The following is a 1,157-nucleotide window of genomic DNA, read 5'->3' as shown; positions in this document are numbered from 1 at the left end:
CGGATAGAAGCCAGTATTTGCCTTATATCCGCCATGTTAAAGCCACATTTTCTTAGATAGCTCACCACTAACGCTATCTTCTTGATGTTTTGAGCCGCCGCCGCCAGCCAGCATTGCATTTGCACATTTGCAAGCCCTCGGAAGCGTGCGTAGCGATGTCCATGATGCTGTTTGGCGTCGGCGAAGCTTCGCTCCACAGTCTCACTTCGTCGCTTGTATATCTTTTTGCCATAACGAGACAGTCGCATTTCATTGGCACGCTCTACTGCATCAGTGTAAAGATGACGCGTGATGACCTTTTGCATGGTCTTACTTTGCGTACAGTCGTTTCTAACCGGACAGAACGCACACTGCTTTGGGTCTGAGTGATAAGTACGATAGCCGGCTCTTGTGGTTGTTTTATAGATAAGCGTTTGCCCTTTGGGGCAGCGATATGTGTCGGTTTTCTTATCGTAAGTGAAGTGTTTTTTCTTGAACGTATTCTTCGTTCGAGAAGGGCGACGATAGCCGAACACGCCAAGAATGCTGCGACGCTCTAAGGATTCGGCAACCGGTGCCGTGAAGTAGCCAGCATCGATGCCCACGGCGATAGGATTGAGGTTAAATTGCGCGAGTGTGTGGTCAAGGCGACGGATATACGGTTGTGAGTCGTTGACATTCCCTGGGGTTGTATACGTATCAACGATGATACCGTGCTTGCCATCAACGGTCCTATGGTCAAGATAGAAGAAGCCTTGGGGCTTATTATCTCTGGTCATAAAACCACTTTCAGGGTCAGTCGTACTCACTTTTGTGTTTTTGACGTCCGTCTTTAATGGCGCGTCCTTGAGCGGTTTTTTTCCTTCTGCTTTGCGGTCACTGACGATGTCTTCATCCAACATCTCTAGGTAAGCGCCGGCGCTCACCGGGCGCAGTTTATTCATATGCTTATTTTTGTTCGCACTGGCTTTAAGGTGCGTGCTGTCGGTATACAACTCTTGCCCTGCGACTAAGCCCTTCTCCATGGCTTGAACCACAACATGGTTGAATATGCGTTCGAAGACATCCGTGCCATTAAAGCGACGAATACGATTTTGGCTCAGCGTAGACGCATGGATGACCTTCTCTGTCAGCGACATACGCAAGAACCAACGATAAGCAACGTTGACTTCAATTTC

General features: G+C 48.6%; 1 protein-coding gene. It reads right to left on the bottom strand.

Annotation, left to right across the window (positions count from 1 at the left end):
* Positions 1-1,157: IS1182 family transposase (locus C7A19_RS15470; protein WP_116645360.1), on the bottom strand; the 1,157-nt coding region annotated here is incomplete at both ends.

It is taken from the genome of Salinivibrio sp. HTSP, from assembly GCF_003390965.1.
GTDB classification, from domain to species: Bacteria; Pseudomonadota; Gammaproteobacteria; order Enterobacterales; family Vibrionaceae; genus Salinivibrio; species Salinivibrio kushneri.
This window is presented reverse-complemented; position numbering and strand designations above follow the sequence as displayed.